Origin of the sequence: Salimicrobium flavidum (genome assembly GCF_900156645.1) — a bacterium.
GTDB classification, from domain to species: domain Bacteria; phylum Bacillota; class Bacilli; order Bacillales; family Halobacillaceae; genus Salimicrobium; species Salimicrobium flavidum.
Window position 1 is genome coordinate 199,044 of record NZ_FTOC01000004.1, and the last position, 25,726, is coordinate 224,769.

A 25,726-nucleotide genomic window follows, 5' to 3' on the forward strand; every position below is an offset into this window, starting at 1 on the left:
AACTTTAAGGAATAAATAAGGTTTCATCTAATGTCACAAACATTTCAAAATTTCTCCATCCCTTATCATCAAGCCCTTCATCCTCTCCAAAGGGTGCTAAGATAGTTTGAAGAGAACGGTACAGGGTATGAGTCCTATGGAAACCGTTCCGGAAAGAGCGGAATACTTCACTTGGAGGGATTAATGATGGAAGAGAATACTTACGCTGAAGAGGAACAACGCTACGGCTTACCACGTATAGGTGAAAAAGCTCCTGATTTCACCGCTCAAACGACTCACGGAGAACTGTCGCTCGATGATTACAAGGGGAAATGGTTCGTTCTGTTTTCCCATCCGGCTGACTTCACTCCGGTATGCACAACTGAATTCGTGGCATTCCAGGGAATCTACGATCATTTACGTGCGATGAACACAGAATTACTCGGACTGAGTGTGGACAGTGTCACTTCTCACATCGCCTGGATTCGTAACATCGAAGAGAATTTCGACACAAAAATCGAATTCCCGGTCATCGCCGACCTCGACAAACAAGTGGCTACGAAATTCGGAATGATCACGCCGGAAAGTAATGGTACAGAAACGTCCCGTGCCGTTTTCGTCATTGATGATAAAGGTACTATCCGTTCTGTCATCTATTACCCACTTACTACAGGCAGGAACATGGATGAAATCCTCCGTCTCGTCGAAGCATTGAGAACTACGGATGAACACGGTGTCTCGACCCCTGCAGATTGGAGAAAAGGAGATAAAATCGTAGCTTCTCCTCCGAAAACGGTCGAAGACGCAAGAGCCCGTGAAAATGACGACTCCTACGAATGTGTCGACTGGTACTTCTGCAAAAAAAATCTGGATTAATGAAAATGAAGCCAGGCCCTTCTCGGGGACCTGGCTTCATTGCTCTATATACTTATGCGAGCTTTCCTTTCCCGTTCCTTTTTCCGATCGGCGGCGGTTCGATAAAGCTCCTTCTCTTCTTTAGTTTCCGGAATTACTTCCGGGACAGATACCGGTTTACCGTCTTCTCCGACGGCTACCATCGTCAGGAAAGATTCCGTCGTCACTTTCTGTTCTCCCTGCAGAAAATCTTCGGCATATACCTTCACGTACACTTCCATCGATGTCCGCCCGGTCTTTGTTACGCAGGCTTCTAACGTCAGCGCTTCTCCCACTTTCGCAGCAGAAAGAAAGTTCACTGAGTCGATCGACGCTGTCACTACCACGGCATTGGCATGCTTCATAGCCGTAAGGGCAGCAATTTCATCAATATAAGCAAGTACTTTCCCGCCGAAGATCGTACCCATGTGGTTCGTATCGGGTGGAAAAACGAGCCTCGTCTGCGTCATTTTTGAAGTCTTCACTGGTAATGCTTCCATGTAATTCTTCCTCCTATTCTCCCGTAGGAATTCGTGTTCGCTCCGGTGGCAGGTCTCCTGGCTCAGGTTCCACGCTCTCTACCCCTTCCCGTCGCGAGGACAGTGGATCGGTATAGAGCTCCCCTACACAGTGGCGGGACCGCGCCGGATTTTCACCGGACTTCCCTATTCACGCCTTCTACAGGCGACCACCGGACGTATTCGATTTTACGAGTAGAATACTACTCTCTTCCACTATCCTTCAATACCCTAATTCTGTCAATCAACTTAAAATTATTTCAATTGATATTGAATCCGTTAACCTTTTGTTCACTTTTTTGAGTTATTCTAGAAAGTGAAAGGATGATAAGGATGACTTCGATATTGATTACAGATGATGATTCTTATATAAGAAAGATTGTATCACATACTCTTCAGCAGTCTGGCTATCGTACATTCATGGCTGCAAATGCAGAAGAAGCACAGAATATACTTGGAGAGACAGTCATAGATCTCGCCATCATCGACGTCATGATGCCGGGGATGGATGGCTACTCTCTTACAAGGACTATCCGTCTGAATTACGGGCTCCCTGTTATTCTGTTGACAGCGAAAGGAGAACTCCATGACAAGGAACTTGGGTACCGAGCTGGTACGGATGACTATATCGTGAAACCTTTCGAACCGAAAGAGCTTTTGTTCCGTACAGAAGCGGTTCTAAGACGCTATGATCGACCAAGCATGCAAACGCTGATTGCAGGTGATATGAAAATAGAACTCAGCAACTATAATGTACAAATCGGCGATACCCACCTGATGTTACCTCTCAAGGAATTCGAAATTCTCGCACTTCTAGCTTCTCGGCCAAATAGGGTTTTGAGCCGGGACCACCTCATCGAACACGTGTGGGGCATTGATTTCGAAGGAGACGAACGTACACTGAACGTACATATCAAGCGATTGAGAGAACGCCTCTCCCCCCTTACTAGTGCTGTTTCCATCCAAACAGTGCGTGGTGTCGGTTACAGACTGGAAGTGAAAGAGATATGAAATCACTGTATACTAAGTTTCTCATAATCACGCTTACCATTATGACCCTTAGTTCCCTCATCGGTTTTCTGATTTCCAATATTTACTATCAAAACAATCTGAAGCTTGAAACGGACCAAAAAAATACGGAAATCGCCCGGTCCATTGCCTCCTATGCGGAAACGACAGAAGAACCGAATATCTATCTCTCCCATACTGCCGATACGGGTTACCAGCTATACCTTGCGGGTCCAGGAAGTTCACGATTTTTCGGAGAATCTTTCGACGAAAACACCCTTCCGAAAAACACTGTGGAACAAGTCAGAAATGGCGATACTTACCACGGCATGGAGAATTTTCCTGGTGAAATTTTTGTTACTGGTTTTTTCGCTAATGAACTGAAAAACTCAGTTGGGGTGCCGCTCACGCTTGATGGAGAGCAATATGCATTGTTCCTCCGCCCTGACATCAAACTTCTGTTCAATGAAATTCATATTCTTCTCGGACAAATGGTAGGTATCATAATCACGGTCAGCCTATTAGCGATGCTTGCGTGGTCTGGTATGCTTATCCTTCCGATCCGTAAACTTTCCCGAGCGACGATGGAAATACAGGAAGGAAGTTTTCACGTGCGACCGGATATTCAGAGGAAAGATGAAATCGGACAACTAGCCCGGAACTTTAACTCGATGATCGGCCGCCTCAGTGAAGTCGACCGGCTGAGGAGGACATTCGTCACCAACGTCAGCCACGATATCCAAACGCCGCTTGCGAACATCCGTGGCTACAGCTATTCTCTAGAAAAAAACCAGCTGGAAGAAGAAGAAAAAAAGGAACATATCCGCATTATCCAGGAAGAAGCGGAACACCTTTCCATCCTCTCCCGGCAACTCCTCCTTCTTTCCTCCATCGAAAATAAAGATGGTCACCTGCCACGGGAGACGTTTGATTTGAGAGACCAGCTGACTTACTTACTCCATCGCTATCATTGGCGAATCAACGAATCCGGTCTAGCTCTCACTTACTCCTTGGAAGAAGGGGGGTATGCTGGGAGCGAAGATTTACTTTACACAGTATGGGAGAATCTGCTCAGTAACGCCATCAAATACAGCACCCCAGGCGGCACTATCTCCGTTTCATTGGAAAACGCAGAAAAAGGTGTAACCGTTACTGTAAAGGACGAAGGGATCGGAATGTCAACAGAAGAAACATCGAGGGTATTCGAACGTTTCTATCGTGCCGACCCGGCCAGGTCAAGAACAACTGAAGGTACTGGTCTCGGTCTGGCGATTGTAAAAGAAGTCGTTGATCTTCACCAAGGAGAAGTTTCCATTCACAGCTCACCCGGAGAGGGAACGACTTTCGTTGTTTTCCTCCCTCATTTGTAATAATCCGTTAACCTTTTGTTCACCTTACTGATGTATCTTTATCAGTGAAGCGAACAAAAGGTTATTTTTATCCTAATTTACAGAAAGGAAGAATCCCTATGAATATGGCTCTCAAAGAAATGAAAAAGAATAAGACAAGATTCCTGATTATCGGTGCCGTCGTATTTCTTATCAGTCTGCTTGTTTTTCTTCTGTCCGGGCTATCCAATGGCCTCTCAGAAGACAACATGGCTTCGATCAGGAATTTGCCGGATGGAACTTTTCACATGAGCGAGGAAGCAGAAGGCTCTTACACACAATCTCTCATCGAAGAAGAAACTATTCAGGAGAACACAGAGGACGAAAGTTTCGCTTTTTCCGTGCAAATGGGGGCACTTGAAACAGGTACACAGAAACACTCCCTCGCATTCTTCACTACCACTGCACCTTCCCATTTTCCGGACGTACAGGAAGGTCATGTTTTTGTGGATCAGTCGCTGAAACAGGAAGGTGTCACAGCAGGGGAGGACCTCGAACATCCGCAGAGCGGGAGGAGCCTTGTAGTATCAGGTTTCGTAGACAATGAAAGGTTTAGCCATGCGCCTGTTGCCTTCACCAATGCGGAAGATTTCAGGACTATGTTCCGGATGGATCAGAAGCAGGTCTTGTACACAAGTAAGAACGTCGATATCAAAGGACTCGACGCCTTTTCGAAAAAAGAGTTCCTGGCTTCGATCCCCAGCTACCAGGCAGAACAGATGACTTTGTCGATGATCCTGTGGTTCCTCGTTCTGATTAGTGGCATGTTGTTCGCCATCTTTTTCTACATGATGAACGTGCAGAAAACCGGCATGTTCGGAATCCTGAAAGCAATCGGTTTCCACACCCGTGATTTGTTCATCATGATGTGGACTCAGATGCTGATGATCACCTTTTTATCGGTTCTACTTTCCGTGATCATCAGTCAGGTAGCAAGTTTTCTCTTACCAGAAACAATGCCCTACGACCTTCCATTAGAAACGACGCTCTGGCTAGCCGGACTCTTTTTCGCCGTCGGTTTCCTCGGCTCCACACTTTCCGGCCTGCATATCAGACAAATAAAACCGCTGGAAGCAATTCAGCAAGGAGAGGGATAATATGATTACATTCCAATTAAAAGACATAAGGAAAACGTTCCAAAGCGGGGATATCGAAGAGGAAGTACTAAAAGGGGTGAACCTCAGTCTCGAGAAAGGAAGAGTAACCGCCCTCACTGGCACCTCCGGGTCCGGGAAGAGTACACTACTCACTATTGCAGCCTGTCTTCAAACACCTTCTTCCGGGAGAATCCTCTTCCAGGGAGAGAATCTGGCCAGTTTACGAGAAAAGAATTTACGGAAGGTGCGCGCTGAAGAGTTCGGCTTCATCTTCCAGTCTTCGCATCTTGTTCCTTTTCTCACCGTGGAGGAGCAGCTCGAGATGATGGTTGAAGTGTCCGGAAAACAGGGGTGCAAAAAAGACATCGATTCGATTCTTCGTAGAGTCGGTCTTTCTCATCGCCAGAACTCCTACCCTTCTTCTCTATCAGGAGGAGAAAAACAGCGGGCCGCTATCGCCCGTGCGGTCATCCACCGGCCCGCTGTACTGTTCGCTGATGAACCTACAGCCAGTCTCGATTCAAAAAAGTCTATGGAGGTCATGACCCTTCTGCAGGACATGACAACTTCACTAGGAATGTCGACTCTTCTCGTCACCCACGAAGAAGAGATGCTCGCTTTCGCTGATCAGGTCGTGCGTATGGAGGACGGAAGAGTCACTGATCGATAAGAATGAGCATCAACCACAAGTAACAGAGACGTTCATACTATTTATTTGCAGCATCACACATCAAAATTGTTTATTTTAAGGGTAAGCTACGAATTATGAAACAATCCTAACCTCTCACCTAATTTGTTTATCAGGAAAACTAATTATCGACTTCCCTCTCCCCCGTTACGGTGATCGACGTCCTTCTCAGTCGGCTGCCCGGGTTCGAGTACACAGGTACGGAACTCGAAGAAAATATCGTCCTCGGACTGAGACTCCCTCGTGTCCTGCTCGGGTTCATCGTCGGCGCCTCCCTGTCTGTAACCGGAGTCGCACTGCAGGCACTCGTCCGAAACCACTTGGCGGACCCTTTTATCCTCGGAGTTTCCTCGGGAGCTTCCGCGTTTGCCACACTCGGCATGCTGTTCGGCACTTTTTCTTTTCTCGGGACGTATTCCCTGTCGATCAGCGCATTTTTCGGAGCACTTTTTGTCATTACCCTCGTCTTTTTCCTGTCCCGGGTCGATGGGCGTATCAACATCAATCAGCTTCTGCTCTCAGGAGTGGCGATCGGACTGACGATGGAGGCGATCACACGCTTCATCACTCTCAGTGCGCCGAACGCCCTCGGCTTTCATAATACTTCGTTCTGGATGGCAGGAAGCCTCGCAGGTGCCAGGTGGGAATATCTCACGCTGCCTACGATCGCCATCATTGCCGGAATGAGTATCCTGCTGACTAATCACCGCGCTCTGAACGCACTGCTCACGGGGGATGAAACACCGGCGACACTCGGCTTCAACGTACCACTGCTGCAGACGATGCTCGTCCTCGTCGCTTCCCTGCTTGCCGGTGTCACGATAGCCGTAAGCGGAGCTATCGGGTTCGTCGGTCTGATGACCCCTCACATCACGAGATTACTCGTCGGAGCGAACCATCGACGTGTTCTCCCGGTCAGCGCTTTTCTCGGAGGCATCTTCGTCGTTTGGGCCGATGTCGCTGCACGGATGATCATCGCACCGGAAGAAGTCCCCGTTGGCGTCCTCGGTCCGAACGGGAGTGGCAAGTCCACACTTTTGAAAAATATTTATCGCACCCTCACACCCGTATCGGGATCCATCCGCCTGGACGGGGAGCTGATCAGTACGTTGAAAAACAAAGACCTCGCCCGAAAAATCGGTGTCGTCGCTCAGGATAACTCCCTACCCTTCGATTTCGAAGTGAAAGACATCGTCGCCATGGGCCGGAGCCCACATAAAAAACCGTGGTCGCGTGATACAAAAGAGGACGAAATCATTGTGGAGAACGCTCTACGCCACGTGAATATGCTCGGGATGGCAGACAAAAGCTTCCTTCACCTCTCCGGCGGTGAAAAACAGCGTGTCCTCCTCGCCCGCGTTCTTGCCCAGCAGACGGACTTGCTTATTCTGGATGAGCCGACGAATCATCTCGATGTCCATCATCAGATGAAGTTCCTCGATACGTTCAAAGACTTGGGCACAACCGTACTTGCAGCGATCCATGATCTGAATCTCGCCGCCCTCTACTGCGACAGGATCTACCTTATGAAAAATGGCCGCATTTACGTATCCGACTCTCCGGGAGAGGTGTTGACAGCGAAGAATCTGCGCGAGGTCTACGACATCGAAGCGGACGTTCGTCGTCACCCGGAGACAGGAAAAGTTTCCATCACTTATGTCCCTGGCTATACCCCTGTCAAAGGAGCGACCATGTATGAAGCTTGAATATAAAGTATGGATGCTAATACTTATCACACTGGTTCTTGCCGGTTGCGGCAACGTTGAAGCCGATCAAGCCGCACCGACGGACGAGGAGGCTGTGTCTGTCGACAACTATGACAGAAAGGTCACCGTTCCAGAGCCTCCGCAATCTGTCCTAACGTTCGGACCGAATACGACGGAGCTCCTGATCGCCCTAGGTCTCGGTGATCGCATCATCGGCAACAGTCTCGACAACCACAGCCGCGGTCCCCTACCTCAATATGAAGAAGCTTATAATAAGGTGCCGGAACTCACATACGGCCCTGCCACGAGAGAAGCCGTCATCGCAAGTGGAGCAGACTTCATTTACGGCATCGGCTGGGAATTCGGGGAAAGTGGGCTCGATGTAACCGAGCTTGAACAATATGTCATGCAGACTTATATGAACAAAGCCTCCACCCTGGAAGAGACATATACAGAGATCAGAGGCCTCGGGAAAATTTTCGATGTGGAAGAAAAGGCAAAGGCCTTCATCACTGAACAGCAGGAACGGATAGCGGATGTGGAGAAACGTGTCGCGGACAACGAACCTGTGGATGTTCTCGTCTATGACAGCGGCGGCGAAGGTGTATTCACTGCAGGAGGACCGAACTTCGAAACCCGCCTGATTGAAAAGGCTGGCGGCAGGAACATTTTCGACGACATTACGGACAAACAGTGGATGACCGTCGGTTATGAAGAGATTTTGGAACGCGATCCTGACGTGATTGTGATTCACGATTACGATGCTCCATCTGTCGATAACAAAATCCGGGATCTCAAAAATCATCCTATCCTCTCCGAGCTCGAGGCCGTGAAAAACGATTGTTTCGTGACGATTTCCCTGGAAAGTGTGCTTCCGGGGAATCGCATGGCTTACACGGTGGAGAAATTTGCAGAAGGATTTCAGGACTTATAAATTCCTGGATATTCAAAGTTTACAAAAGAAAGGACAGCTCCTACCAAAGAGTTGTCCTTTCTACTATCGTTTTTTTCCTTCCCCTTGAAAACCGGCCGTGGGCATGACGTAAACTTCCGGAATCTCCCTACGTTCGCTTCCGGTGATTTTTGAGTTCATGCTTCTCCCGCAGGCGTCTCCACCCTTCGTTCCTAAAATCAACGACCCGCTTAAACAAAGACGTTCATGCTAATTGTTTATTTTCAGGGTAGCCTTTCCAAAAGAAACACTAGCCATCATATAAGTCGATTGTTTCTTCTCTTTCTTCACCATCTTTCGACCATGTAACCAGCATGTACACATCTTCTAGCTGCTCAGCATAATCTTTTTCACTGGAAAAATCGGCCCTTCCCCCTTCGAGACTGCCCGTTTCAGTTTGTGAAATATTCTGATCTTCCCCCGTTGAAGATTTCCTATGGATGATTGTATCGTTGCCATTATGTACAGCATGTACTTCCATACCAAAAAAATCCGCGGTGATCCCGTCTCCCTTTTTGGTTGTTATCTTTCCATCGCCTACTTTGAACTCATCCTGCTGAACCACCATTTCATAGCCATCGACTTCCCATGTCTCACTTTCTCCTGTTAAGGAAAAATAGTAGTTCTCTTCAGAATTACTTTCTGACTTCATACAGCCAGAAAACAAGGAGAGAAGTAACAAACTGAGAACCCAGGCTTTCTTCGTTCTATGTAATTCGTTGTTCATAACAAGCCTCCACTATTCATAGTATCTATTTCGGAATTTGACGACCATTACGACGTTCAAAAACACTGTAACGGCAACGAGAACCGAAGCTGCATAGATTACCGTCGCCATCGTATCCATCAGAGCAGCCCAATCCTCGATGATCAATTTATGATAAGTGTAATACATCTGAAGACAAAGAGAAATCGCACATGCACTTAAACTTGTCACAGCAACCAGCAACTGATTTTCATCCGACTTTCTTTCCTTCAAAAGATTAATGATAGGTAAGCTCCAGGCAAACACTCCAAGCAGAAGGCTGCCAATGTTCAGCCATAACGCACTCATACCACCTGCCCCTCCTTCCGATGATCCCTTGTCTTTATTTACAACCTATCCTTTTCTGGAATTAATTTCAACATTGATTTTTTATAAAATGCTCTGTTTAATCCGGTTGTTGATTTCAGAGTGAAAGGGGAGATACCCGCGGTAAGCTTCCAACCGTAGAGATATAAACCAGCCATGAACGAGAACGGAGCCTAAGAAAAAAGCGGTGCACAAAAATATGGACACCACTTCTCCTCGGTTCTGTCAGCCTTGAATATGTTGCTTACGTAAGGGTTTCATATCTGAACGGTGCACAAATGCGGAATATGTCTAATCGCAGATACTTTTCTATTCTTCATCCTCACTATGCTCATGACTATGACCATGTTCTTCTGTCCCGGAAGATTCACTTGATTCTGAAGAAGACTTGGATAAAGCTTCTTTCAACCGCTCCAGATTACGATTCATCAATGTGAAATACGTTTCTTCCTTATCGATATCCTCTTCGGTAAGTACAGACAAGTTGTGGATACGTGAAGTCTCAGCTCCGATTTCTTTTCTAACTGTTTCCGCTACCTTCGGAGTCACGTTCTGCTCGAAGAATACGTGGTTCAAACCATGTTTTTCAGCTGTTTCAACAATGGACTCCAATTCTTTCTGAGAGGGCTCGTTCACAGGACTAAGACCGGAAATCGCAATTTGTTCCAATCCATACGCCTTCTCCCAATAGCCGTAAGCTGCATGCGACACAACAATCTTATCTCCCGGCAACTGTTCCAGTTCTTTGTGGAAATCCTCGTCGAGATGCTGAAGCTCTTCTTTCAACTCTTCATAATTTTCCTGAAACACTTCTTCCTGTCCTGGCTTCAATTCTACAAGCATGTCTTTGATATTCCCGGCAAGTTCTATGGATTTCAAAGGATCGAGCCACACGTGTGGATCCTGGTCTCCATGGTTATGACCTGCGTGGGCATCCTCCTCGTCTTCTTTTCCATGACCCTCTACATCTTCATGACCGCTCTCGTCTGAACCATGGTTATGTTCTTCATGACTATGGATATGTTCCTGCAACTCTATCCCTTCCGCCGCTTCCATGATGCGTACGTCTCCCGACTCAAGAGACTCTGAAATCTGCTCTGCGTATGTCTCCAGTCCGACCCCATTGTAAATGAAGGCGTCCCCTTCAGCGATCTCCACCATCTCCCTGGAAGTCGGTTCGTACGTATGGGAGTCTGCCCCCGGAGGAAGTATCGATTCAACCGACGCACGGTCTCCGGCAATACGCTCAGCGAAAAATTGAAGCGGATATACGGTCGTGAAAATCTTCAACTCGTCTTTTGACTCTTTCTGTTCCTGATTGTTATCGGAACCCTCTCCTGCACAAGCTGCTAATACCAGCATCAGCACCACTAAAACAATAATACTCCAAACTTTATTCATGATCTTTTCCCCTCTCCTTGCATATGTACTTGCAAACCGCAATGACTACGCGTTAAATAGTAATCATTACGGTTTGTGGGTTTAATTATAACCGGTTTTATAACCGGCCTGTCTCCAGAGCTATGACATCCTTCACTTCAAAACTGACACAAAATCACCAGCTGGCTTTTTTCACACCGGGAATCTGACCTTTATGAGCGTATTCCCTGAAAGCGATACGGGACATGTCGAATTTCCTCATATACCCGCGTGGTCTTCCCGTCACTTCACACCGTCCTGTCAAACGTGTAGGAGAGGAATCGCGCGGAAGTTCACGCAGTGCTTCGTAGTCACCCTTATCTTTCAGTTCTTGTCTTAAGTCTGCGTATTTAGCGACCATCTCCTGGCGTTTCTTCTCTTTGACTATCTTGGATTTCTTAGCCATTTATATTGGAACCTCCTTGAATAGTAATGATTACGATTTAAAAGAAACACACCTGTCCGGCTGTCTCTTTTAAATCAAGCAAAAACTAAACCGTAATCGTTACGATTTAGTTCGTTTATTTACTATATCATTCTCACTCATGGAACGCAAGTCCCTCTTTTTCCGGAAAAGTACATACTGTTTCACAAAATATGAATAAGGGTATTCGTAACTAAATTCCAACTTATTTCAAAGGAGTGTTCCCGCTCATGATCGACAGCAAAGCTTCCCATCTGCTGACAAAAGAGTTCATCGAATCCAATAAAGAAACTGACGCCCTGCCCCGCTGGTTCCGGAATGAATACGAGACGTTCAGCTCTATCGTCACAGACCCCACTTTCCCCTGCTTCTTCGGCATGCGTGCCCAGCATAAAGGGGAGCTGCGCTACACATTCCTTGAACACGATGACTGGAGCCACTTCCCGGATACCGTTGAACGCTTCCTCGATTTGTTCAAGCAGCCAGACCCGCTGCGCCACGGTCTCTTCATTTTCGTCGAACCGGAAACAGAGGAAATGTCACTCGATTACTATAGAGAACATTTTTGGGAAGTCCTCCAGTACCTGCACGAAAACGACCGTAAACCGTGGCCCTCAGGAGCTCCAAGAGACCCGGAGCATCACCTGTGGGACTTCCATTTCGCCGGCGAGCCGATCTTTACGTTCGGAAACGCACCTGCCTACAAACAGCGGAAAACGAGGAATCTCGGCAACAGCATGATTCTCGGCTTCCAACCACGTAAGATTTTTCAGGGACTCGAAGGAACGGAGAAAGGCGGCATCATGTCCCGCGAAAAAGTGAGAGCACGCGTGGAACAATGGGATCAGCTGCCGAAACACCCGGATATCAGCCACTTCGGCGATCCCGATCACAATGAGTGGAAGCAATCTTTCATCGGCGATGATATCACTCCGATTGAAGGGAAGTGTCCGTTTATTCATAATCGCGGTACCTGAAAAAATTGGCCAAAACTGAAACTCCATGCCGACCCATCCCGTAGAAATATCTAAAGGAGGTCTAACATGAGTAAAGAAAATGAAACCGTTGAAGAACAAATGGACACACAAAGACGAAGGAGAGAGAAGCAGAACCAATATGATAAATTGACCGGGTTAGGTTGGAAAAGTGCCGGGCTACTGTTTCTCGTGATAATTACAGCTCTTATAGTATACGCCGTATTCTTCCGTTAGCCGAAGCTTCTCTCCATCAATCTTTCATTGTAACGAGTTCAACAGTACGCTTTTCAGAAACGGCGTCTTATCATTCAGTGCTTCGATATCGTGGGCCCCTGTATAATACTGAACGATAAGACCGTCCACAAAAGCGACGAGCAGGGACGCCCCCTCTCCGGAATGGATCCCAGGATAATCCCCATTCTGATCGAGATTCTCAAGCTTCCTTTGGAGATGATCGACCATCTCATTGAAAGCACCGCCGAAGGTACGAACGTTGATATCGCCTTCTACGTACCTGCTGAAGACGAGCTTGATATTCTCGATAGTTCTTTTCATTATACTCCCACGAATCATACAGAAACTGTTCAATGAAATCCTCGACCGTAGCGGAGTCGTTGTTTTTCAGCGCCTGTACATAATCGTCTTCCAATTTTTTCAGAATCCGGTCCATTTCTTTGTGGGAAATTCTGTCCCTCATGATCTTCCCCCTTATCAGGTGGTTATGCAGAAAATCTACCCGGAAAATATGACTTTCAAAAACATCTTTCCTAAGGGTTGAAACTTATACACGGATATATTATTATATATTTTCCTACTGTTGTCTCCTTCACATAGGAGAGGAGGCAAGACTTTGAAACAATACAAAATCGGTTCTATCATTAAAAACCACTGTGTGCAATGTTTTCATGACGAACAAAAAGTCGTGGAAATAGTCCCGAAAGAGTTTTCCGAAAAGATTGTGGAAAAGTTATGGACGGAATGTACAAATTGTGGTAAAACACATAGCCGCCTGGTTCAACACATTTAATGAATCAAGCTTATCAAGTACCAAAGCATATGCTTTGGTACTTTTTTTCAAAACTGAAGAAGCAGCAGGAGATCAGTTCAACGGTTTGAAGATCCACTTCAGAAACCCTTTCACTCCTTTTCCCCTGGGTGAGTCTTTCGTTTCTTTTGAAGGAATGTCGGTCTTGACTTCAATCGTTTCCTTTTCGATCGGATAATCGACAGTCAGTATCACTCCTACATCCGTATCATTTTCCTGATTAGAGACGGACGTCGTATGAATCCCGTGCTGATCGGCCAGCCGGGAATAAGGCTTCCGGAACTTATATCTGATCTCCCCGTTCAACAAAAGCTTTGCATCCGGGTGTTCTTCCATCTGCTCCGCCAACTCATCCATCCCCTGCTTCTGCATCACCTGGCCCTTATCCAGCACAAGAACCACACGTTCCCGCAGTGTACCCAGGAAGCGCCTCCGTTCCCCAGGTTTCGTTTCCTTCGCTCCATATATACCTTCCTGCAAGTAATCATCTACATCCCGTTTATTCATGCTTCGCACCCCGCTCATGCTTTTTTGTCTGCTTATATTTTATACCATGACCGACTATGATTTCATCCCTCACCCTCCCCTGTACGTTTAAAAGCCAGGCTACAGGGGTACTTGTTAGGAAGAATTTTCAAGTACGGGAGGAGAAATCTATGGGTTCGAACCCTCTTTTTTCTAAACGAAACGTCTGGGCCGGACTCCTGTTCGGTATCGGGCTCGCTGCGTTTTTGGACGAAACGATTTTCCACCAGCTCTTACGTTGGCATCACTTCTACGATCAATCGACTACCGATGTCGGTCTGATTTCAGATGGTTTTTTCCATGCCTTCAGCTGGTTCGCCACGATCGGCGGGTTGTTTCTTTTGGCTGATATACAACGGAGGGACGGTACGGACTGGTCCCGCTGGTGGGGAGGCGTGCTGGTCGGAGCAGGTGCTTTCCAGCTATATGACGGTATCATCCAGCATAAATTGATGGGTCTGCACCAGATCCGTTACGTGGAAAACGTTCTTCCCTATGACTTAGTGTGGAATATATCGGCCGTGATCATGATTGTAGGAGGAGTATACCTTCTAAAACGTAGACAAAAAAAAGAGGATCCGTCCCATGAATAATGGCGGCGGACTTTTTCTTGATGTTATCCTGATTCTCCCTTTTCTGCTGCTTATCGTTTTGTACATAAGTGCGGCTATCATGTCGAGCCGTTCCCGTCACTTGCAGAAATGGCCGGTGCACCGCTCTATCCTTTTCTCTCTTGGTGTGGTATGTGCCGGAAGTGCAGTCATCGGCCCTCTGGCAGAGCAGGCGCTTGTAGATTTCCGCGCTCACATGGTGGGCCATCTGCTTCTCGGCATGCTGGCTCCGCTCCTCCTCGTCCTCGCCAGACCGGTGACCCTTTTATTGCGGACGTTGCCTGTTTCGCTTGCGAGGAAGCTGACCCTGTTTTTGAGAAGTTCATATGTACGAGTTCTCAGTCACCCTATTACCGCCTCGGTTCTCAACATAGGCGGTCTTTGGGTGCTGTACACGACGGATCTATTTCACATGATGCATGAACAGCTCTGGATCCACGTACTCATTCATCTGCATGTGTTCCTCGCCGGCTATCTGTTCACGATGGCCATGATCTACATGGAGCCCGTCGCTCATCGTTACAGCTATCTGTACCGGGCGGTCGTGTTCGTATTCGCTCTCGCAGGCCACGGCATCCTGTCGAAATATCTATACGCCTCTCCGCCTTCTGGCGTGCCAAAGTCCGAAGCGGAGACGGGTTCGATGATCATGTATTACGGGGGCGATGTGATCGATGCGGTTATTATCTTTCTTTTGTGTCTGCAATGGTATAAAGCGACGAAGCCGGAAAAAATGACGGAAGCTCATAGTTAGCTTTAGCTATTCAACAAGTTTGGGCTTCCCTAAAATAAGGAGACGCCTCGAATTTTAATATTTGAAAAGTTTCTTGATTGCCTGAGTTTCACTCTGTTTCTTTTATATGCCTATTCACCGTTTCCACAAAACGCTCAAAATCCTTTTTCTCATCTGTGACTTGAACGATGGAGTACCGCTCCCCTTCGTACATGAACGCCCCTCTGAAACCGGTGAAGAAAACCATCCTCAATATTCTTCTCAACCCTTTCGGTTCGTCTGCTTGGATCGGTGTCATCTTTTCAAAGGAAAACGAATCGTTCGTCGCTGCGATGGATGTTGAACTGGGCTGGAATTCCAATACGTTTTTTCTCGCAATCAGAGTGCCTGGTCCGTAACTGTAATGCAGACTTTCCAGCTGACAACTCACTCTGGCTATTTCTCCTTTTTGTCTTTCAGAAAACATACTTCCCCTCCTTTCATCTTCCCACCCTGCACCGGGATAGTGAAACGACTCAGGCGTTATATTTTTCTTTTGGCTCTTCTTCCCGGAATAAGTATGCTTTACTCGGTTTCCACACCACACTTGAAAAGACGAGGGCTGAAGCGAGCATCACCAGCGCTAACGCAATAATCGTCAGACGTAAAGATACGACATCAGCGGCAATCCCTATCACCAGAATGAAGCCTACTTGGGCCACGCTTTGGATCAACCGAAAGACACTCGTCACTCTGCCCATCACGTCCACAGGCACATTGTTCTGATAAAACGTCGCTATACCCGCATTCAAAAAGACTTGGAAGAAACCCAGGAGGACGAAGCCGACCACGATGGTGAGGAAGGACCAGGAAAACGCGTATATGATATATCCGACCGTCGTCATGATCAGACATAGCTCGAAGCGAAAAGAAATTCGTAAACACCGAAAGCAGTACGGCTCCGATTACAGAACCTATGCCAGTGATACTGATCAGCAAACTATACTCCATCTCCGAAAGACCGATGACCTGTTGGGTGAAGACGACTTCCTGGGTATCCATCGCGAAAGTGAAAATCATCACCAGAAGGAAGCCCAGATAAATGAACGAGACGTATTTATTCTGAACCATGAATTTCTGAACAACTGTGAAATCCTCGACCACCTGCGAGAGGGTCAACCGGGGGATGGCTTCTTTATCAACCTTCTTCTGTTCAGGGAGGAAAAATAACAATAGAGCAGACAACAGAAAGAACACTGCGTTCAGCCACAAGGTCATTTCAACATTCATCAACAAAATCAATCCCCCACCTATGGCTGGTCCAATAATGAACGCTCCAGACGTCGCAAAAGACTGGATCGAATTGAAACGTTTCCTTTTCTCCTGAGGAACAAGGAGTGCGACGTAGGTCGTCGAGGCCGGCTGGAAAAATGCTTTTGCCATACTCAAGAGGACCAGCACTCCATAGATGAGGACCATATTCGGGGCGAACGGAATCAAACAGATAAAGACCGCTCTGATTATGTATGTGATCGTCATCACTTTCTTCTTACTGCGATACTCGATAAAACTTCCTGTCCAAAACTTCGTGATGATGTTCGTCAGTGGACCCACCATCCACAGACCTGCCACAGCAGTAGCTGACCCGGTCATTTGATATACGATGAGATTGATGGCCACCAGATAGATGAAGTCTCCGATACTCGCTATTCCCATGGAGGTCAGTAACAGCGCAGGGTCTCTCCATCCTTTCAATTGTTTTCTCATAAAAAAGCTCCTTACCGGGTGCAGTGATAGTCGTATGGATCAGAATATGATAATCAGTCACCCGGCCAGTTCAAACCCTATGCTTATCCCTATAGGAATGGAAGCCCAAGTAACAAGAATCGAGAAGAACAAAAATATTCCCGGTGCTCTGCTTCTATATACAAATAGTCCAATCAGAAATCCTATCCCCCATATAGGCAACACCCACAAAAATTCAGGGGCAACCCACGTCTTGTCCGAATAGTTCTCTGCAATCGTCCCCTGTGCAAAGAAGGTGGCGATCAGTAACGCCAGGGCTCCGCTTATAACCGTATTGATCAGATAGGCTGTTTTCATCTTTTACACCGGACCTTCCCCTCTTAATGAAACTAATGCTTCATCGACCATTTACCACTCATACGTATAGCACGACTGCGAGTTTCAATTTTTGCAAAAAAAGGGAACCTGTTTCATCAGATTCCCGTCACTTATACAAATTTCAGAAGGACTCTCTCGCAACGGTTTCAACTGCTTTATAGGCTGGTGTATCTCCCTATCTAACTTGAATCACTCCCGGTCCGCGACCCTCACTTCAAGTGGAGGCGTTCCACTATTGGTGTATACGATTTCGATTATCCATTCATCATCCTCTTCTTTGAATTCGGAAGATTTGATAACCTTCATCCCTCTTTCGTGGTCCTTCTCCTCCAAGGCCTTTCTTATCGCTTCCGCTTCCGTCAAATCAGCCGCTTCCGGTTCATCAGCAGGCAAGACGTTGATTTTCTCCGGATTCGCCTGGCCAGGATAGGATTCTGCCACAGTATCTGCCCAGACCTCTACCTGCTCCCCGATTTCAATATCCTCCGGTACCCCGGACGCCCAAAGTGCATCATAATGCTTCTGATCATCATTACCGTTCCACCCTTCCGCTTCGGGGGAAACGACAAGGATCCTCCTGTCTTCTTTCTCCATCACGTAGCCTTTATAATCAGGGAAGGAACACCCTGCGAGTAAAATCATCCCACACAACGCGATAAGTATTCTCTTCATAAATTCACTTCCTTACCGAAAATTTCTTTAGGAGAAACCATATTATGAGGATATATAATAGGTAAAGTCCAATTACGAAGACTTGATTGAAAATCCAGGGAATGGTCCCCATAAATATATCCGAAGCAGCTGAGTGAAACCACCGGAACAGAAAAATAAGCAGCATTAGACTGACCCATAACGTTACAGCGAATCCTCCTGCGGCCTGGCCTGTTTTCTTCACGACAAAAATACCTGGCGCCAAACTGACGAGTCCAATACCTGCGAGATATAGATACAGCCATTCAACTACATTCATCGTCAAATATCCTTTCTGCATTCCCGGGCAGTGACTCCACTTGCTTCAGATAAGCGGTCATGTTCCGGTCCTCGTGCTCTGGATAAGTATAAGAAAAGTGTCCCCCCACTACTCTCGCCAACGTACGGAACAACTCTCCCATGACAAAAAGCGAATGCCATACATTCTCGTGCTCTCCGTCCGTATAAGTGGCTTTGTATTGTTCCCAGTAGGATACCGGCAACAAACGCTTAAAATAATTTCCCGTCTTCCCCGTCGAAACGCTGAAATCCGTATCGATCCCTATCCACCATTCCGTCATTTTATCCAGCTGTTTCCGGATCACACACTCCATCATATACTTCGCATAAGGCAACTCGTCGCGCCAAAGGGCCTTGGCGACATTCTGCTGGCACCACCAGAACTCGTTACAGGACGCGAGATATTCTGCTTCCGTCGGTTCTTTCACGTGATAGTCTTCATCTGTTGGAGGTGGTATATCCGGGAGGCAGTCATCTTTGTCGAGGAGCGGTACGGTTAACTTATCTTTGAGGTAGTTCTCTTTCATATGTTCCTTCGTCTCAACGTGCAGATCGATCCGGTTCCCATCTTTGAAAAGCATCAGATAGCCGTAGGTCTGGGGTGCTCCCAAGTTTTCAGGGCAGAAATCATTCTTGTCCGGTTCCTGATGAATGAGAAGCTCTCCAAATCTGTTGATCCAGGTCTTGTCCTGAATAAAAGGCGTGGTGTCTGTGACAACATAGACAATATCATAATCCTGAAAGATGTCCGTGGTAACTGTCGTGTTCGTTCTGGAACCATTCATATAGACGGCACGGATTCTTTCGTCTTTTTTAGCAGTTCCTAATATAAGGTGCATCATTTCTTTTTCACTGCGCATGTAATTCACCTCTTCAGCTTTAAAAACTTGTATTATAAAATTAGTTCTTATTACATTATATTAAATACTTTACTACCGAACATATGTGTCTTACAATAAAACTAACATCAATTACGTACGTAACTTAAGGAGATGTATTTACATGGACTCTGCATTCAGTTACAATTTCCCTGCTCTAAGAGGAATGCAAGCAGGCAAAGAGTACTTTGTAATAATGTGCCCTTTACGGCTCATTCCCAAAATCTTTTTATTCAATGAAGAAGAGATTCCTGCTCAATACAGAGCACAAAGAATTTTAAATAAAAACAGAATACCTGAAATTACAAATTATATATTGGATAACTCCGATGACTATGTGTTTTCTTCTTTAACTGCTTCTATCGATGGAGAACTAGAATTTCTTCCCTTTAGCGAAGAGCAAACTTGGAATGATCTAGGACGTCTGCAAATATCACTTGACTCTCGTTTCTTAATAAATGATGGACAGCATAGAAGAGCTGCTATTGAGGAAGCTTTAAAAATATCTCCTGAATTAGGAGACGAAACAATCTCAGTAGTATTTTTTAAAGATGAAGGCCTTCAAAATTCACAGCAAATTTTTTCAGATCTGAATAGACACGCAGTAAACACCACAACCTCCATAGGTATCCTTTATGATCATAGAGATCAATTATCAATTCTCACTAAGGAAATTGTAGCAGATAATGATTTATTAACACGATACACAGACTCGGAACGGGTTAACCTATCTAAGAATTCACCAAAACTAATGGCTTTAAATCATGTGTTTAATACAAATTTAAGGCTCTTGGATAAATCAAAAGGGGAGACCATTGACCACACGGAGGAAGAAATTGTAAGGGAGTTTTGGCCTGTTTTATGTGAAAGCATTCCTGAGTGGAAAATGATCCTAAATAAAGAAATAACTCCTCGTGAACTTAGAGCAAACTATATTGTAGGACACGGTGTATTTCTAGAGGCTGCAGGTATTATTGGAAAAGCTGCAGTAGACCATGATTTTAATCAATGGAAATCTTATATTAAAAAATTAGCGAATATAGACTGGTCAAGAACAAACAGTAAAGATTGGGAAAACAGGGCTTTTACTTCGAATGGTCGCATTCAAAAAAGCAACCTAACCATTCGACTTACTGCTAACAAAATAAAACAAAAAATTGGCCTTCCATTAACAAACTATGATCAAAAAACAGAACAAAAAATGAAAGTGGGGAATAACTAATGGAAACTAATATTATTAGTAACATGCTTAATGATGAAAAAACTCTATTAGAAGAGGCTAAACACGAGATTAAAGATGCATATTTAGAAGATGATCGCCCTTGGGTAGTTGGCTATAGCGGAGGTAAAGATTCCACCGTAGTATGTCAATTAGTGTTCGATTCTTTGAAAGAATTAGATACTAAAGATCTTCACAAAAAAGTGTATATCATATCATCAGACACTTTAGTAGAGACTCCATTAATTATCCAGTCAATTAATACCACCTTGCATAGAATTCAAACAGAAGCGCTTGAGATCGGATTACCTATTGAAACACACAAAGTGAAACCAGAGCCAAGTGAATCTTTTTGGGGAAACATTATAGGAAAAGGCTACCCTTCTCCAAACCAACAAATGCGTTGGTGTACTGATCGAATGAAAATTGATCCTGCGAACAAATTTGTAAAAGATAAAGTATCTAAATTTGGAGAAGTCATCATGCTATTAGGTGTGCGGGAAGATGAAAGTGCTACTCGTGCAAACGTAATTAAGTCTCATTCAGTTGAAGGAAAAAGAATGATGAAACACTCTACTCTTCCTAATGCTTATGTATTTGCACCTATTAAAAAATTCTCTTTAGATGATGTATGGGAGTATTTATTAAACCATAACTCACCATGGGGAGATGACAATACTGAACTATATAAGCTTTACCAAGACTCGAGTAGTGGCGAATGCCCTCTTGTGGTTGATAAAACTGTTAAGGAATCTGCCGGTTCCTGCGGGAATAGTCGCTTTGGATGTTGGACATGCACCGTCGTTAACGAAGATAAGGCACTAAATGGCTTTATTGAAAATGGAGAAGAATGGATGAGACCTCTGCTTGAATTTAGGAACTGGCTAGCAGAAATTCGTGACGACCGTACACGAAGAATGAAATATAGAATGAATGGACAAATTTACTTCCTTGAGGTCCAAACGGAAGAGTTTAATGGCACCCTCCATGCTGTCATACCTAAAAAGGGAAGTAGAGCTAAAAGTGTGTTACCAATATCAGAGGAAAACTTCAATATTGTGGAAGAGAATAATCTCAGCACTTACCTTAAAAAGAACAATGTTGACCTAAGCGCTCCTGGCGACGATAATATTTTAATTATAAAGAATGATGGTAAATATGCCCAACTAGGGCTTGGACCATTCACAATGGAAACCAGACAAGAAATTCTAAGATATCTACTTGAAACTCAAAGAGATCTTAACCATCCAACTGACCCTAACTTTGATTTGATCCAGGAAGAAGAACTTCGTGTAATAAGAAAATATTGGCTTGAAAAAGGTGATTGGGAAGACTCTTTACCTACTCTTTATAATGAAGTGATGGGTGCTGATTTAGATTGGGATTACAATGACCAACCACTTTTTGACGGAGACCAAATTACTGATTTAGAGATTCTTTGCGAACAAAATGATATTGACTTTAAACTTGTTAAAAAGCTAGTAAGCATAGAAAAAGATTATTCAGGTTATAAAGTGAAACGTGGTATTTACGATGAAATTGAAAAAGCCTTAACACAAGATTATTTACATCTATAAGAAAGGACCTTTCTCATGCTTATAAAATCTATTACTTTAGAAAACTTCGGAGCTTATAAAGAAAAAAATACAATCGACTTAAGCGTGAAAGGCCCTAAACAAAACGTAATTCTAATCGGAGGAGAGAATGGCACAGGGAAAACCACTCTCCTCAACGCTATTAAAATTGCTCTATTTGGTCCTTATACTTATGGATTGAAAACTGAAAGCTCTAAATATACTCAAGAAATATATAACTATCTAAATACTCAGGCACTTAGAGAAAACGCTAATAACTTTCAATTAATTCTAGAATTCAGTGAAGTCGAAAACTTTGAAAAAATTGATTATAAATTTGTACGAGCTTGGCATTTTAAAAACAATAACTTAAAAGAAGAGTTACAAATATTCAAGAATGACTCTATTTTGAATGAGTCTGAAAAAGAGATTTACCTGGCAAAACTTAAAGAAAGCATGCCTCCTCAATTATTCGATCTATGCCTCTTTGATGGGGAAGAGATATCTAGAATAATAAACGACAACTTGCTTTCGTCGTATTTGCAAAGATTGTCTAAAGTAGTATTCAACTTAACATTATTCGAGAACTTGGAAACAGACCTTGAAAAGTTTTCTTCTCGTAAAGCTCAAGAAGAAGGTTCATCTTTAGATAATGAAATTTTAAGTATAGAAGAAGAACTCCAACAGGCTAAAGCTAACAAAGAAGAGTTAGAACAAGTTCATCAAGAGCAAGAAGAAAACAATATTGAATTAAAAGAACAGTTAGCCTCTCTTCAAAAAGATTTTGAAACTCACGGAGGCTTATATAAAGAAGAACGTGATGATTTAATTAATCAATTAAACCATATTGAGAACACCCGTAAAGAACTTTCAAATGAAGTCAAAAATTATATCGGAACTATTTTACCTTTTCAATTAAATAAAGATCTTCTTGACCAAACAGTAAAACAACTGGATAGTGAGAATTCACAACAAGTGTTCAAAGAATTTTCTAGTAACCTAAATGAAAACACTTTACATTCTATACTGAATGACCTTGACTTAGATGAAAAAGAAAATGCACAGCAAACTTTAAAGCAATCATTGTTAACTCACATGCAACCTGAATATGATGAATCATTTCACAGTGCTTCTAACGATCAAAAAAACAAAGTCACTCAAATGAATGCTCTAGTGAAAGAAAATACTCCTGATCATTATGCAGGGCTCTTAGAGAAGAACCAATCACTACTTGAAGATGCCAAAAAAATCAGGAAAAGAATTAACACTCATGATCAAACAAATGAGTTTACACAAATGATCCAAAACATAGAACAGCTCAAAGTTAAGATTGAAAACAGTGAGAACGAAAAAGAAAACCTCCATGCTAAGTTAAAAGAGACAAATGAAAATATTACTTCAGTCGAACAAAAGTTAGAAACGAAAGAAAAAGAAAGATATAAAGCACACAAACAAAGAAATGCATTAGGTTTAATTAAAAACTTAATTGATACAAGTAAAGACTTTAGAAACATGCAACAACAAAAGAAATTACATGAAGTTCAATCAGAAGCTTTGAGTATGTTAAAACAATTAATGAGGAAACAACGTTATATATCAGCTATATCTATAGAAGCAGAATCTTTCGATATTAGTTTATACGACAAAGATCAAAATGAATTAAACATGGACAAATTGTCTGCAGGAGAAAAGGAAATTTTATTATTGTCTTTGATTTGGGCAATGTTTAAAGCCTCTGGTCGTAGAGTACCATTCATTTTCGATACACTATTAGGGCGTTTAGATAAAACACATAAATCGACCGTTCTTAGTAAGCTTATACCAGCAAGTGGTGAGCAAACTTTACTTCTGTCTACTGACACAGAAATTGATGAATTTCACTATGACTTAATTAAGCCACATTTATCACATGTTTATACATTGGACTTCAACAACGAGAAACAAAGTGTTTCAATTCAACCAGATTATTTCTTTACTGTCGGAAATGAGGAATCAAAATGAACTTTCGGTTAAGAACATCTGCAGAGACAGCTGAGATCTTAAAAAACTTACAATCATCAACAAAGCTCACGCCTAACATCCTTTCTAGGTTAGCAGTCTCATTATCATTAAAAATCACAGAGGAACCCTCTATTGAATTAGCTGATACTTCTGGACTTGAATTTAATCGGAATACTTTAACAGGAGAGTTTGATTACGTATATAAAGCTCTAGTAACACAATATATGAAACGAGAAGTTCAGGACGAAGAATTCTTCCCTACCTTATTTAATGCTCACCTTGAACGGGGAGTAAAACTGTTAGAAAACGAATATCGACATGCAGGAAATTCCGATGGATTTTACCATAACTTACTGAAAATATAAAGGAGTTATAGCTATGCCTCTATACCTAGATAATAGTGCTACTACACAAGTATTACCGGAAGTTCGAGATACAATGATACCCTATTTATTTGAAGAGTTTGGTAATCCTTCTAGCAAGTATTATGATCAGGCCGAGAATGCAAAATCTGCTATTAACTCGGCAAGAGAGCAGGTAGGTGCACTAGTTGGATGCGAAGAGCGTGAAGTAGTATTTACAAGTGGTTCAACGGAAAGCAATAACATGATCATTAAAGGAATTGCCGACTACTATCAAAACAAAGGAAACCACATCATCACTTCAAAGGCAGAACATTCGGCCGTATTAGAAACATGTAAATATCTCGAACAACAAGGGTTTGAGGTAACTTATTTGGATGTAGATAAATATGGCAGGATTTCTATAGAGGAACTGCAAGGTGTAATAAAAGAAAAACCACCTCTTTTAGTTTCTATTATATGGGGAAATAATGAAACAGGATCTTTAAATCCTATTGAAGAGATAGGAGAAGTTTGTGCGAACTACAAAGTGTTCTTTCATACAGATGCTACTCAAGTAATAGGTAAATTACCAGTAGATATTTCGACAATACCTGGACTTCAATTTGCCTCCATTTCAGCTCACAAGTTTCATGGACCAAAAGGTATCGGGGCAGCTATTATCAAACGTGATGAATTAGGTTTACCCATCCCGCTTACTCCCCTGCTGCATGGCGGTGGGCAAGAAGAAGGATATAGAAGTGGTACACATCCGGTTCATAATATTGTTGGACTAGGAAAAGCAGCCGAGCTAGCTAAAACAAATTTAGAGCAGCACTCTACTCAATTGAAGGAAAATGAAAAGTATTTAGAAAAAGTCATGACCACCAAATTCGGTGATAAAATTACTTTTAATCATGATGGTTCAAAAAAAATACCAGGGATCTTAAGCGTGACTTTTACGGGGGTTAATAATGAGCTACTTGTAAAAAACTTAGCACCTCACATAGCTATTTCGACTGGCTCTGCGTGTAGTACAAGTAAACCTAGCCATGTATTAGAAGCAATGGGCTACAGTTTAGAGCATATTCGTTCAACCATTCGAATATCTCTTTCCCCTTTCATTACCAAAGATGAGTTAGATATATTTAATAGTTTATAGGAGAGCAAATATTTGCTCTCCTATAAACTATTTTGAAGGAGCGTTATTAAGAATATATACATGATACTTTTTCAATAAATATACTGTGTCAATTTCTCCAAAGTATACCATTGTGTTCAAGACGTTTTTATCTATGACAGATTCGGCAATCGACTGGGTCTTTTCGTATGGCATGTTTAAATTCTTTGCTGCATCAGTTAACTCAATTTGCGTTAACTCATCTTTTTGGGTTTCGTTTATCACATATCTTACCAACCGCTCTTTAGATAGGCTACACTTGATTGGACAGTTTCGTTAAGGTCCGTTACACTTTATGAAAATCGAACGTCGAGGAGTGCCAAACCATGACCAAACGAAATCGTCGTAGCTTCACCCCTGAATTCAAGAAACAGATCGTCCAGCTTTACGAAGGTGGCAAGCCA

The 25,726-nt window shown here is 43.7% G+C and carries 30 protein-coding genes, 1 pseudogene and 1 riboswitch; of the genes and pseudogenes, 18 read left to right on the plus strand and 13 right to left on the minus strand.

From position 1 onward, the window contains the following. Positions 1 to 183: 183 nt before the first annotated feature. Positions 184 to 855, plus strand: coding sequence for a peroxiredoxin (locus tag BW944_RS07940; protein WP_076558488.1), 672 nt, complete (start codon positions 184 to 186; stop codon positions 853 to 855). 44 nt (positions 856 to 899) lie between these two features. Here the strand turns inward: BW944_RS07940 and BW944_RS07945 are convergent, their stop codons facing one another. Further along, positions 900 to 1,373 (minus strand): acyl-CoA thioesterase, encoded by a 474-nt coding sequence (locus BW944_RS07945; protein WP_076558490.1) that lies wholly within the window; start codon positions 1,371 to 1,373, stop codon positions 900 to 902. Between the two features lie 30 nt (positions 1,374 to 1,403). Beyond that, positions 1,404 to 1,581: riboswitch (cobalamin riboswitch) on the minus strand. Between the two features lie 143 nt (positions 1,582 to 1,724). Between BW944_RS07945 and BW944_RS07950 the strand changes: the two genes are divergently transcribed. From BW944_RS07950 to BW944_RS07975, 7 genes and pseudogenes are all read left to right on the plus strand, one after another. Further along, the gene (locus tag BW944_RS07950; protein ID WP_076558491.1) at positions 1,725 to 2,402 is read left to right on the plus strand and encodes a response regulator transcription factor; all 678 of its coding nucleotides are present in this window, start codon (positions 1,725 to 1,727) and stop codon (positions 2,400 to 2,402) included. Next, entirely contained in the window at positions 2,399 to 3,769 is a 1,371-nt protein-coding gene (locus BW944_RS07955; protein ID WP_076558492.1) for a sensor histidine kinase, read from the plus strand. The genes BW944_RS07950 and BW944_RS07955 overlap by 4 nt, the downstream gene beginning before the upstream one ends. Positions 3,770 to 3,867: 98 nt before the next feature. After that, on the plus strand, positions 3,868 to 4,884 hold the full coding sequence (locus tag BW944_RS07960; protein WP_076558493.1) for an ABC transporter permease: 1,017 nt from the start codon (positions 3,868 to 3,870) through the stop codon (positions 4,882 to 4,884). Between the two features lies 1 nt (position 4,885). Beyond that, positions 4,886 to 5,554 carry an ABC transporter ATP-binding protein gene (locus tag BW944_RS07965; protein WP_076558495.1) on the plus strand — a complete coding sequence of 223 codons (669 nt, stop codon included), beginning with the start codon at positions 4,886 to 4,888 and terminating at the stop codon, positions 5,552 to 5,554. 164 nt (positions 5,555 to 5,718) lie between these two features. Continuing rightward, positions 5,719 to 6,567, plus strand: a pseudogene (locus tag BW944_RS15335) (FecCD family ABC transporter permease); the annotation flags it as partial. Next, positions 6,541 to 7,278, plus strand: a complete 738-nt coding sequence (locus BW944_RS15340; RefSeq protein WP_268794102.1) for an ABC transporter ATP-binding protein — start codon at positions 6,541 to 6,543, stop codon at positions 7,276 to 7,278. The pseudogene BW944_RS15335 and the gene BW944_RS15340, both read left to right, overlap by 27 nt. Then, on the plus strand, positions 7,268 to 8,212 hold the full coding sequence (locus BW944_RS07975; protein ID WP_076558497.1) for an ABC transporter substrate-binding protein: 945 nt from the start codon (positions 7,268 to 7,270) through the stop codon (positions 8,210 to 8,212). Before BW944_RS15340 ends, BW944_RS07975 begins: the two co-directional genes overlap by 11 nt. 268 nt (positions 8,213 to 8,480) lie before the next feature. Here BW944_RS07975 and BW944_RS07980 read toward each other — a convergent pair whose 3' ends face one another. The 4 genes from BW944_RS07980 to rpsN all read right to left on the minus strand — a co-directional run bounded on the left by BW944_RS07980 (position 8,481) and on the right by rpsN (position 11,127). Next, positions 8,481 to 8,957 carry a hypothetical protein gene (locus tag BW944_RS07980; protein ID WP_076558499.1) on the minus strand — a complete coding sequence of 159 codons (477 nt, stop codon included), beginning with the start codon at positions 8,955 to 8,957 and terminating at the stop codon, positions 8,481 to 8,483. 12 nt (positions 8,958 to 8,969) lie between these two features. After that, positions 8,970 to 9,284: a hypothetical protein gene (locus tag BW944_RS07985; RefSeq protein WP_076558501.1), complete on the minus strand. Its 315-nt coding sequence runs from the start codon at positions 9,282 to 9,284 to the stop codon at positions 8,970 to 8,972. Positions 9,285 to 9,611: 327 nt separating this feature from the next. Then, positions 9,612 to 10,703, minus strand: a complete 1,092-nt coding sequence (locus tag BW944_RS07990) for a metal ABC transporter solute-binding protein, Zn/Mn family (RefSeq protein WP_084193675.1) — start codon at positions 10,701 to 10,703, stop codon at positions 9,612 to 9,614. A 154-nt stretch (positions 10,704 to 10,857) separates the two neighbouring features. Beyond that, entirely contained in the window at positions 10,858 to 11,127 is a 270-nt protein-coding gene (gene rpsN, locus BW944_RS07995) for a 30S ribosomal protein S14 (protein WP_076558503.1), read from the minus strand. A 248-nt stretch (positions 11,128 to 11,375) separates the two neighbouring features. On the opposite strand from rpsN, the gene BW944_RS08000 reads away from it, so the two are divergent. Next, positions 11,376 to 12,122, plus strand: coding sequence for a YqcI/YcgG family protein (locus BW944_RS08000; RefSeq protein ID WP_143525692.1), 747 nt, complete (start codon positions 11,376 to 11,378; stop codon positions 12,120 to 12,122). 66 nt (positions 12,123 to 12,188) lie between these two features. Beyond that, the gene (locus BW944_RS15030) at positions 12,189 to 12,356 is read left to right on the plus strand and encodes a hypothetical protein (RefSeq protein ID WP_159438207.1); all 168 of its coding nucleotides are present in this window, start codon (positions 12,189 to 12,191) and stop codon (positions 12,354 to 12,356) included. A 24-nt stretch (positions 12,357 to 12,380) separates the two neighbouring features. Here BW944_RS15030 and BW944_RS08005 read toward each other — a convergent pair whose 3' ends face one another. Further along, positions 12,381 to 12,677, minus strand: a complete 297-nt coding sequence (locus BW944_RS08005; RefSeq protein WP_234983148.1) for a hypothetical protein — start codon at positions 12,675 to 12,677, stop codon at positions 12,381 to 12,383. Between the two features lie 295 nt (positions 12,678 to 12,972). Between BW944_RS08005 and BW944_RS15035 the strand changes: the two genes are divergently transcribed. Then, positions 12,973 to 13,149 carry a hypothetical protein gene (locus BW944_RS15035; RefSeq protein ID WP_159438209.1) on the plus strand — a complete coding sequence of 59 codons (177 nt, stop codon included), beginning with the start codon at positions 12,973 to 12,975 and terminating at the stop codon, positions 13,147 to 13,149. A 72-nt stretch (positions 13,150 to 13,221) separates the two neighbouring features. On the opposite strand, the gene BW944_RS08010 is transcribed toward BW944_RS15035, so the two are convergent. Continuing rightward, positions 13,222 to 13,674 carry a YueI family protein gene (locus tag BW944_RS08010; protein ID WP_076558505.1) on the minus strand — a complete coding sequence of 151 codons (453 nt, stop codon included), beginning with the start codon at positions 13,672 to 13,674 and terminating at the stop codon, positions 13,222 to 13,224. Between the two features lie 149 nt (positions 13,675 to 13,823). Between BW944_RS08010 and BW944_RS08015 the strand changes: the two genes are divergently transcribed. Then, on the plus strand, positions 13,824 to 14,285 hold the full coding sequence (locus BW944_RS08015; protein ID WP_076558507.1) for a DUF2243 domain-containing protein: 462 nt from the start codon (positions 13,824 to 13,826) through the stop codon (positions 14,283 to 14,285). After that, positions 14,278 to 15,057 (plus strand): cytochrome c oxidase assembly protein, encoded by a 780-nt coding sequence (locus BW944_RS08020; protein ID WP_076558509.1) that lies wholly within the window; start codon positions 14,278 to 14,280, stop codon positions 15,055 to 15,057. Before BW944_RS08015 ends, BW944_RS08020 begins: the two co-directional genes overlap by 8 nt. An 88-nt stretch (positions 15,058 to 15,145) precedes the next feature. On the opposite strand, the gene BW944_RS08025 is transcribed toward BW944_RS08020, so the two are convergent. The 6 genes from BW944_RS08025 to BW944_RS08050 form a co-directional block, all read right to left on the minus strand. Beyond that, complete coding sequence (locus tag BW944_RS08025) at positions 15,146 to 15,502, minus strand: hypothetical protein (protein WP_076558511.1); 357 nt, start codon at positions 15,500 to 15,502, stop codon at positions 15,146 to 15,148. Between the two features lie 49 nt (positions 15,503 to 15,551). Next, positions 15,552 to 15,713: a hypothetical protein gene (locus BW944_RS15260; RefSeq protein WP_234983149.1), complete on the minus strand. Its 162-nt coding sequence runs from the start codon at positions 15,711 to 15,713 to the stop codon at positions 15,552 to 15,554. Beyond that, the gene (locus BW944_RS08030; RefSeq protein WP_234983150.1) at positions 15,694 to 16,782 is read right to left on the minus strand and encodes an MFS transporter; all 1,089 of its coding nucleotides are present in this window, start codon (positions 16,780 to 16,782) and stop codon (positions 15,694 to 15,696) included. Before BW944_RS08030 ends, BW944_RS15260 begins: the two co-directional genes overlap by 20 nt. 57 nt (positions 16,783 to 16,839) lie before the next feature. Next, positions 16,840 to 17,118 carry a hypothetical protein gene (locus BW944_RS08035; protein ID WP_076558513.1) on the minus strand — a complete coding sequence of 93 codons (279 nt, stop codon included), beginning with the start codon at positions 17,116 to 17,118 and terminating at the stop codon, positions 16,840 to 16,842. 210 nt (positions 17,119 to 17,328) lie between these two features. Continuing rightward, positions 17,329 to 17,811: a DUF3221 domain-containing protein gene (locus BW944_RS08040; protein ID WP_076558515.1), complete on the minus strand. Its 483-nt coding sequence runs from the start codon at positions 17,809 to 17,811 to the stop codon at positions 17,329 to 17,331. A 284-nt stretch (positions 17,812 to 18,095) separates the two neighbouring features. After that, on the minus strand, positions 18,096 to 18,989 hold the full coding sequence (locus BW944_RS08050; protein ID WP_076558519.1) for an aminoglycoside 6-adenylyltransferase: 894 nt from the start codon (positions 18,987 to 18,989) through the stop codon (positions 18,096 to 18,098). A gap of 142 nt (positions 18,990 to 19,131) precedes the next feature. Here BW944_RS08050 and dndB point away from each other — a divergent pair, with 142 nt between their 5' ends. From dndB to BW944_RS08075, 5 genes are read left to right on the plus strand one after another with little or no spacing between them, the layout of a single operon-like run. Continuing rightward, positions 19,132 to 20,229 (plus strand): DNA sulfur modification protein DndB, encoded by a 1,098-nt coding sequence (gene dndB / locus BW944_RS08055; protein WP_076558521.1) that lies wholly within the window; start codon positions 19,132 to 19,134, stop codon positions 20,227 to 20,229. Beyond that, positions 20,229 to 21,803, plus strand: coding sequence for a DNA phosphorothioation system sulfurtransferase DndC (gene dndC, locus BW944_RS08060; RefSeq protein ID WP_076558523.1), 1,575 nt, complete (start codon positions 20,229 to 20,231; stop codon positions 21,801 to 21,803). The genes dndB and dndC overlap by 1 nt, the downstream gene beginning before the upstream one ends. Before the next feature lie 15 nt (positions 21,804 to 21,818). Then, positions 21,819 to 23,801, plus strand: coding sequence for a DNA sulfur modification protein DndD (dndD, locus tag BW944_RS08065; RefSeq protein ID WP_076558525.1), 1,983 nt, complete (start codon positions 21,819 to 21,821; stop codon positions 23,799 to 23,801). Continuing rightward, the gene (dndE, locus tag BW944_RS08070; protein ID WP_076558527.1) at positions 23,798 to 24,166 is read left to right on the plus strand and encodes a DNA sulfur modification protein DndE; all 369 of its coding nucleotides are present in this window, start codon (positions 23,798 to 23,800) and stop codon (positions 24,164 to 24,166) included. Before dndD ends, dndE begins: the two co-directional genes overlap by 4 nt. A gap of 13 nt (positions 24,167 to 24,179) precedes the next feature. Then, the gene (locus tag BW944_RS08075) at positions 24,180 to 25,304 is read left to right on the plus strand and encodes a cysteine desulfurase family protein (RefSeq protein ID WP_076558529.1); all 1,125 of its coding nucleotides are present in this window, start codon (positions 24,180 to 24,182) and stop codon (positions 25,302 to 25,304) included. The last annotated feature ends 422 nt before the right edge of the window (positions 25,305 to 25,726 follow it).

Excerpts from the sequence above, each read along its gene's own strand:
- BW944_RS07940 (WP_076558488.1), top strand. The coding sequence starts at position 184 with ATGATGGAAGAGAATACTTACGCTGAAGAGGAACAACGCTACGGCTTA.
- BW944_RS07945 (WP_076558490.1), bottom strand. The coding sequence starts at position 1,373 with ATGGAAGCATTACCAGTGAAGACTTCAAAAATGACGCAGACGAGGCTC.
- BW944_RS07950 (WP_076558491.1), top strand. The coding sequence starts at position 1,725 with ATGACTTCGATATTGATTACAGATGATGATTCTTATATAAGAAAGATT.
- BW944_RS07955 (WP_076558492.1), top strand. The coding sequence starts at position 2,399 with ATGAAATCACTGTATACTAAGTTTCTCATAATCACGCTTACCATTATG.
- BW944_RS07960 (WP_076558493.1), top strand. The coding sequence starts at position 3,868 with ATGAATATGGCTCTCAAAGAAATGAAAAAGAATAAGACAAGATTCCTG.
- BW944_RS07965 (WP_076558495.1), top strand. The coding sequence starts at position 4,886 with ATGATTACATTCCAATTAAAAGACATAAGGAAAACGTTCCAAAGCGGG.
- BW944_RS15340 (WP_268794102.1), top strand. The coding sequence starts at position 6,541 with ATGATCATCGCACCGGAAGAAGTCCCCGTTGGCGTCCTCGGTCCGAAC.
- BW944_RS07975 (WP_076558497.1), top strand. The coding sequence starts at position 7,268 with ATGAAGCTTGAATATAAAGTATGGATGCTAATACTTATCACACTGGTT.
- BW944_RS07980 (WP_076558499.1), bottom strand. The coding sequence starts at position 8,957 with ATGAACAACGAATTACATAGAACGAAGAAAGCCTGGGTTCTCAGTTTG.
- BW944_RS07985 (WP_076558501.1), bottom strand. The coding sequence starts at position 9,284 with ATGAGTGCGTTATGGCTGAACATTGGCAGCCTTCTGCTTGGAGTGTTT.
- BW944_RS07990 (WP_084193675.1), bottom strand. The coding sequence starts at position 10,703 with ATGAATAAAGTTTGGAGTATTATTGTTTTAGTGGTGCTGATGCTGGTA.
- rpsN (WP_076558503.1), bottom strand. The coding sequence starts at position 11,127 with ATGGCTAAGAAATCCAAGATAGTCAAAGAGAAGAAACGCCAGGAGATG.
- BW944_RS08000 (WP_143525692.1), top strand. The coding sequence starts at position 11,376 with ATGATCGACAGCAAAGCTTCCCATCTGCTGACAAAAGAGTTCATCGAA.
- BW944_RS15030 (WP_159438207.1), top strand. The coding sequence starts at position 12,189 with ATGAGTAAAGAAAATGAAACCGTTGAAGAACAAATGGACACACAAAGA.
- BW944_RS08005 (WP_234983148.1), bottom strand. The coding sequence starts at position 12,677 with ATGAAAAGAACTATCGAGAATATCAAGCTCGTCTTCAGCAGGTACGTA.
- BW944_RS08010 (WP_076558505.1), bottom strand. The coding sequence starts at position 13,674 with ATGAATAAACGGGATGTAGATGATTACTTGCAGGAAGGTATATATGGA.
- BW944_RS08015 (WP_076558507.1), top strand. The coding sequence starts at position 13,824 with ATGGGTTCGAACCCTCTTTTTTCTAAACGAAACGTCTGGGCCGGACTC.
- BW944_RS08020 (WP_076558509.1), top strand. The coding sequence starts at position 14,278 with ATGAATAATGGCGGCGGACTTTTTCTTGATGTTATCCTGATTCTCCCT.
- BW944_RS08025 (WP_076558511.1), bottom strand. The coding sequence starts at position 15,502 with ATGTTTTCTGAAAGACAAAAAGGAGAAATAGCCAGAGTGAGTTGTCAG.
- BW944_RS08030 (WP_234983150.1), bottom strand. The coding sequence starts at position 16,782 with ATGAGAAAACAATTGAAAGGATGGAGAGACCCTGCGCTGTTACTGACC.
- BW944_RS08035 (WP_076558513.1), bottom strand. The coding sequence starts at position 17,118 with ATGAAAACAGCCTATCTGATCAATACGGTTATAAGCGGAGCCCTGGCG.
- BW944_RS08040 (WP_076558515.1), bottom strand. The coding sequence starts at position 17,811 with ATGAAGAGAATACTTATCGCGTTGTGTGGGATGATTTTACTCGCAGGG.
- BW944_RS08050 (WP_076558519.1), bottom strand. The coding sequence starts at position 18,989 with ATGCGCAGTGAAAAAGAAATGATGCACCTTATATTAGGAACTGCTAAA.
- dndB (WP_076558521.1), top strand. The coding sequence starts at position 19,132 with ATGGACTCTGCATTCAGTTACAATTTCCCTGCTCTAAGAGGAATGCAA.
- dndC (WP_076558523.1), top strand. The coding sequence starts at position 20,229 with ATGGAAACTAATATTATTAGTAACATGCTTAATGATGAAAAAACTCTA.
- dndD (WP_076558525.1), top strand. The coding sequence starts at position 21,819 with ATGCTTATAAAATCTATTACTTTAGAAAACTTCGGAGCTTATAAAGAA.
- dndE (WP_076558527.1), top strand. The coding sequence starts at position 23,798 with ATGAACTTTCGGTTAAGAACATCTGCAGAGACAGCTGAGATCTTAAAA.
- BW944_RS08075 (WP_076558529.1), top strand. The coding sequence starts at position 24,180 with ATGCCTCTATACCTAGATAATAGTGCTACTACACAAGTATTACCGGAA.